Origin of the sequence: Fusobacterium sp., assembly GCF_029258315.1 — a bacterium.
Classification (GTDB): domain Bacteria; phylum Fusobacteriota; class Fusobacteriia; order Fusobacteriales; family Fusobacteriaceae; genus Fusobacterium_B.
In genome coordinates this window covers 1-6,276 of sequence record NZ_JARHZE010000078.1, presented here as the reverse complement: position 1 = coordinate 6,276, position 6,276 = coordinate 1, and the positions used below count along the sequence as shown (strand labels likewise).

Sequence of the window (6,276 nt, the reverse complement as noted above, 5' to 3'; positions counted from 1 at the left end):
ATATTAAATTTTAGTTTTTTATAGCATATCATATATTATTTTAAAAGTCAAAGAGGAGAAAACTTATGATTAGTATTAAAAATAATAAAAAATAAAATTTAAAGGAAATAAAAAAAGATGGTATAATAAAATAGCTTGACGAATTTTAGTCAGTAAGAAAGATGAGGATATTTTTGAGGTGATTTGATTGGATAGGATTATTGTAATAGATAATGAAATATCAATTTGTTCATTATTAACTTTTGCTTTAGAAAAATTTTATGATGTTCAAGCAACAACAGATTTAGAAATGGGACTTGATATTATAAGAAAAGAGAGTATAAATTTAATTTTATTAGATTCTAAAATAATTAATGAAACTAGGATGGATATTTTAGAAGAGATAAAAAAAATAAATAAAGATATATTGATTATGATGATGACCAATTCTGATTTAATTTTGTCAGTGGAGGATATTAAGAAAGGGATATACAGTTATCTGACTAAACCTATAAATTTAGAAGAGGTTTATATGGTAATTAAACAAGCTCTTGAATTTCAAAAAATGAATGAAAAAATAGAATATTTTGGTAAAGAGTTAAAAAGTAATTATCAGCATAAGGGAATGATAGGAAAAACAACAGAGATGCAAAAGGTCTACTCTTTGATAGAAAAATTAAAAGATGTTGATACAGGAGTTTTAATAACTGGAGAGAGTGGAACAGGAAAAGAATTAGTGGCAAAGGCTATTCATTTTTCGGGAAAAAGAAAAAATCATAAGTTTGTAGAAATAAATTGTGCAGCAATTCCTGATAGTTTATTAGAAGAAGAATTTTTTGGATATAAAAAAGGAACTTTTACAAATGCTATCAATGATAAAGTTGGAAAATTTCAATATGCTGATAAGGGAACTATATTTTTAGATGAAATTGGAGATATGTCCTTAAATTTACAATCAAAGTTATTGAGAGTTTTACAGGAAAAATCAATTGTACCTTTAGGATCAAATAAAATTGTAAATACAGATGTAAGAATAATATCTGCTACTAATAAAGATCTTAAAAAATTAGTTGACGAAGGTAAATTTAGAAAAGATTTATATTTTAGATTAAATGTTATAGAAATAAATCTTCCGCCTTTAAGAGAAAGAAAGGAAGATATTCCCTTACTTATTAAATATTTTTTAAATTATTATAATAAAGAGATGAGGAAAACAGTTAAGTGGATAGATAAAGAGGTAGAGAAAATTTTGATGGATTATGAATATCCTGGAAATATCAGAGAACTATCAAATATAATTGAGTGTGGTGTTCTACTATCTCAAAAAGATTTAATAAGTTTAGAATGTTTACCATCTAGGCTTCAAGAAGTAATAAAAGAAGAAAACAGGGAAAATAGTTTTATAGTAGAAGGAAAAGATTTAACGAAATTAACTTTAAGAGAAGCGGAGAAAATATTGATAAAAGTTTGCTTAGATAAGAATGATGGACACAAAAGAAAAACAGCAGAAATGTTGGGAATAAGTGAAAGAGGGTTGAGAAATAAAATAATTGAATATGAATTAGAGAAATAAAAAAAGTAAGAAAAAAAGCTGACTACATCAAAGTAATCAGCTTTTTATTTTATAATTTATAATTAAACTACAATTATTTAAACATATTCATAAAGAATGTGATAATAACTGCGTTGAAGAAGTCGATAAATAAAGAACCAACTAAAGGAATAACAAAGAATGCTTTTACAGATGGTCCATTTGCTTTTGTAAATGCTTCCATGTTAGCCATTGCATTTGGAGTAGCTCCCATACCAAATCCACAGTGACCACAAGCAATAACAGCAGCGTCGTAATCTCTTCCCATAACATTGAATGTAACGAAGTAAGCAAATATACCCATTATGAATGTTTGAACTAATAAGATAACGATTAAAGGTAATGCAAGAGCAGCAAGTTCCCATAATTTCATAGACATTAAAGCCATAGATAAGAATAGAGAAAGAGCTATATTACCTAACATAGATATTTCTGTTAAAGGAAGTTTTTTCTTACTCATATCCATTATATTTCTAAATATAGCAGAAACTAACATTGGTCCTAAGTAAACAGGAATAGTAACACCTAAGCTTTTTGTAAATCCAGGAATCCAAGATCCACAACCCATAGCAAGTCCTATAGCAACAACAGCTTGGAATAAAGATTCTTCACTGATAGTTTCTTTTTCTTCTTGAAGATCTCCTTCAAAAGTTTCTATTTTTTCAGAGTCCATAACAACGTCTTTTTTTGCTGTAAGTTTATATTTTTCGATAAGCTTTTTAGCAATTGGTCCTCCAATTAAACATCCAGAAACAAGTCCAAATGTAGCAGATGCCATTGCAACAGACATTGCTCCAACTGCTCCACCTTGTTCCATCAATGGTCCAAAAGCTCCAGATGTTCCATGTCCTCCAGTTAAAGGAACAGAACCAGCAGCTAATCCGATGTATGGATGTAATCCGAAGATTTTAGCTAAAGAAACCCCAACAGAGTTTTGAATGATAACTAGAATAATAGCAGAAATTAAGAATAAGATAACCCCAATTCCACCTTTTTTAAGAAGTTCAAAACTTGCAAGGTATCCAACAGTAGTGTAGAAAGCGATCATTAAGAAATTTTTCAATACGTCGTCAAAAGCGAAAGAAAAAGTACCAGTAACATGTCCAATTAATAAAACAATTGAAAAGATTACTCCCCCAATAACAGGTCCAGGGATAAAGAATCTTTCTAAAACAGGAACTCTTTTTTTAACAGCAGCCCCAACTAACAAGATAACGATTGCTATGGCAAGTGTTTCAGCCATATTAAAAGTAAAAGTCATAAGTGATACCCCCTAGATAAATAATGTTTGCAATTTTATATTTTTATATAAAATTGCTATTTTTAGTAGAAAAAATCAAGAAATAAAATATCGTTGTTCACAGTTTTATAATAAAGTTCTAAAACAGTAAATAAAGTATTGAAAAAATCCTAATATTTCTCTAATCAAGTTAATACTATCACATAAAATAGCAAAATAAAAATTCATTTATTTAATAGTGATATTATAAAAAATATATTGTATTAATAGTATCATAGAAGAGAAAATTTTTGAAATTCATTTATTTTATAGAAGTTATAACTTTTATATATTGTATGGTAAGCAAAAAATATAAAAAAATGTTATATAAAAATTTGACTTATAAAAAAAAATAGGGGATAATTATATAAAAGGTATTAAAATAAAATTTAAATAAAGGGGGAAATTAATATTTAACATATATTAATTGTAAGAAAAATGATACAAAGTTTATTGAGAGCAATGGAATTACTAGAAGTATTAAAAAAGGCAGAGGATACATGTTCAATAGCACAATTATCAGAGGAGTTATCCCTTCCACCAAGCACAGTTCACAGGATATTAAAAACTTTATGTTCTACAATGTATGTTGTAAAAGATGAAAAGTCACACGAATATAGGTTGGGGCCAGCTTTAATACCTTTAGGAACTTCAGCATCAAAGCATATTCATCTTCAAAGTGTTGCTTATGACATTTTAAAAAAAATATCTCAAGAAACAGGAGAGGATACATTTTTAATAATTCCTGTCGAATATAAAGGAATAGTATTAGAAAGAATAGATGGAAAAAGAACTCTGAAAATAGTTGAGGAGTTTGGAGATGAGCTGTATCTTCATTTTGGTGCCATTAGAAAAGCTTTTTTAGCATTTCAGTCTGAAGAATTTATAAATGATTATATAAGGAAAGTTATTGAAAAGGAAAAAACTTCTTTAAAAGTTACTCCATTAGAATTAAGAGAAACATTAAAGAAAATAAGAGAAGAGGGAGTTTCTACATCTTCAGGAGATTATGCAAAGGGAACAGTAGGAATAGGAGCTCCTATAAGAAATAGTTTAGGTGAGGTTATAGCCTCTGTAGGGATAGTTGTAGCAAAGCCTAAAGTATTTTCTGAAGAAAGAGTTGAAAAATTGAAGAAAATAATAATAGATGCAGGAAAAGAGATCTCAAGGGGGATAGGATATTTTTAAAATATGTTATACATATATATCATAAATATATAAGTCAGAAAAGAAACATTTAAAACATCAATTGTGTTAAAAAATAGTTTAAATAATATTAAAATAAAACTTAAAATAAGAGTATAATATGAAAAATATCTAAAAAACTTATTGACTAAATGAAAAAATTGTATTATAATTATTTTGAAAAAATGAAACGCATTCCACAATACGGAATAGCAAAGTGTAAGGAGGTGCAAAAGGATGTTTACTGGTAGTACTATGGGAATATTTGAATCTTTAATAGTTTCTGCTTTAGGATTATCTGTTGTTTTTACAGCTTTAGCAGTATTAGCTATTGCAATTGTTCTTTTTTCTAAAATATTTAGTTGCCTAGGAATAGCCGAAGAAAAGAAAACACCAAAAGTTGTAAAACCTGCAGAAGAAGACTTAAGTGAAGAACATTGTGCTGTTATAGTAGCGGCAATTTCTGAAGAGTTACGTTCTGTAAGAGGAGAGTATAGAGTAAAATCTATAAAAGAAATTAAGTAAATTTAAAGAGAGTTTTTATTTAATTTAGCAAAAAAATATTAAGATGAGAAAATTATTAAAAAAATTGAAAGGATGGATTTAAAAGAATGAAGTATATCGCTAACGTAAATGGAAAAAAATATGAAATAGAATTAGAGAGAGTAGAAGAGTACAGACCAATGACTCATGAGGAAATAGCAGCACCAGTAACAGCATCAGCACCAATAGTAGCAGCACCTGCAGCTCCAGTAGCACCTAAAGCACCAGTGGCAGCAGCTCCAGTAGCTCCAGCTCCTGTTCAAGAAGCACCTAAAGCAGCACCAGTTTCAGCAGGAGCATCAACAGTAGTAGCTCCATTACCAGGAACTATCTTAGACGTAAAAGTAGCTCCAGGACAAGCAGTAAAAGCTGGACAAATAGTTATAATAATGGAAGCTATGAAAATGGAAACAGAAGTTGTAGCAGCGGCTGACGGGGTAGTAGATTCTATCCTAGTTAAAAAAGGTGACGCAGTAGATACAGATGCAACTCTAATTACATTGAAATAAGGAGGAGTTGTAAATGAATTTTATAGAAGTTTTTAAAGGGATAATGTTAGAGTCAGGATTTGTTGGAGCAACATGGCAAGAAGCAGTAATGATATTAATATCTTGTGTATTAGTATATATGGCAATAGTAAAAAAATATGAGCCATTATTATTATTACCAATCGCTTTCGGAATGTTCTTAGCAAACTTACCTTTAGCAGGTTTAATGAAAGAAGCAGAACCTTGGTATTCATCAGGAGTACTAAGAATAATATACAGTGGAGTAAAAAGTAGTTTATTCCCTTGTTTAATATTTACTTGTGTAGGAGCAATGACAGACTTTGGTCCATTAATTGCTAACCCAATAAGTTTATTATTAGGAGCAGCAGCTCAATTTGGTATTTATGTGGCATTTGTACTAGCTAATGCAACAGGATTATTTACAGTAGGAGAAGCAGCAGCCATCGGAATTATCGGTGGAGCAGACGGACCAACAGCTATTTATATAGCAAATAACCTAGCACCAGATTTAGTTGCACCAATAGCAGTTGCAGCATATTCATACATGGCATTGATTCCAATGATTCAACCACCTATTATGAGAGCTTTAACTACTGAAAAAGAAAGAAAAATAAAAATGGGACAATTAAGAAAAGTTTCAAAGGTTGAGAAAGTAGTATTCCCAATATTTGTAACATTATTCTGTGCTTTATTACTTCCATCAACAGCTCCATTAATTGGAATGTTAATGTATGGTAACTTATTAAAAGAGTCAGGAGTAGTTGCTCGTTTATCTGATACAGCTCAAAATGCTTTATGTAACTTAGTAACTATGTTATTAGGTCTTGCAGTAGGAGCTACTGCAAATGGAACAATCTTCTTACGTACACAAACTTTAGCAATAGTTGGAATGGGTCTAACAGCTTTCTGTTTCGCAACAGTAGGAGGAATCTTATTAGGTAAAGTACTTTGCTTAATAACAGGTGGAAAAATAAATCCATTAATCGGTTCAGCTGGAGTTTCAGCAGTTCCAATGGCAGCTCGTGTGGCTCAAGTTGAAGGAGCAAAGGCAAATCCTACAAACTTCCTATTAATGCATGCTATGGGACCAAACGTTGCAGGAGTTATAGGATCAGCAGTTGCAGCAGGATTCTTTATGATGGTATTTGGAAAATAATAAATTATTGAATAAAACAAAATAAAAATATTTT

General features: G+C 29.8%; 6 protein-coding genes. 5 read left to right on the top strand and 1 reads right to left on the bottom strand.

The features are described 5' to 3' along the window. The first annotated feature begins 187 nt into the window (after positions 1-187). Positions 188-1,552 carry a sigma-54-dependent transcriptional regulator gene (locus Q1J48_RS05815; RefSeq protein WP_300361936.1) on the top strand — a complete coding sequence of 455 codons (1,365 nt, stop codon included), beginning with the start codon at positions 188-190 and terminating at the stop codon, positions 1,550-1,552. Between the two features lie 73 nt (positions 1,553-1,625). Here the strand turns inward: Q1J48_RS05815 and gltS are convergent, their stop codons facing one another. Next, the gene (gene gltS, locus Q1J48_RS05810) at positions 1,626-2,831 is read right to left on the bottom strand and encodes a sodium/glutamate symporter (protein ID WP_300331997.1); all 1,206 of its coding nucleotides are present in this window, start codon (positions 2,829-2,831) and stop codon (positions 1,626-1,628) included. A 456-nt stretch (positions 2,832-3,287) separates the two neighbouring features. On the opposite strand from gltS, the gene Q1J48_RS05805 reads away from it, so the two are divergent. The 4 genes from Q1J48_RS05805 (at position 3,288) to Q1J48_RS05790 (ending at position 6,242) form a co-directional block, all read left to right on the top strand. Continuing rightward, positions 3,288-4,037 carry an IclR family transcriptional regulator gene (locus Q1J48_RS05805; protein ID WP_300331999.1) on the top strand — a complete coding sequence of 250 codons (750 nt, stop codon included), beginning with the start codon at positions 3,288-3,290 and terminating at the stop codon, positions 4,035-4,037. Between the two features lie 234 nt (positions 4,038-4,271). Beyond that, positions 4,272-4,559 (top strand): OadG family protein, encoded by a 288-nt coding sequence (locus Q1J48_RS05800; protein ID WP_300332002.1) that lies wholly within the window; start codon positions 4,272-4,274, stop codon positions 4,557-4,559. Between the two features lie 86 nt (positions 4,560-4,645). After that, the gene (locus Q1J48_RS05795) at positions 4,646-5,086 is read left to right on the top strand and encodes a biotin/lipoyl-containing protein (protein ID WP_300332005.1); all 441 of its coding nucleotides are present in this window, start codon (positions 4,646-4,648) and stop codon (positions 5,084-5,086) included. Positions 5,087-5,099: 13 nt separating this feature from the next. Beyond that, positions 5,100-6,242, top strand: a complete 1,143-nt coding sequence (locus Q1J48_RS05790; RefSeq protein ID WP_300332008.1) for a sodium ion-translocating decarboxylase subunit beta — start codon at positions 5,100-5,102, stop codon at positions 6,240-6,242. Positions 6,243-6,276 lie beyond the last annotated feature (34 nt).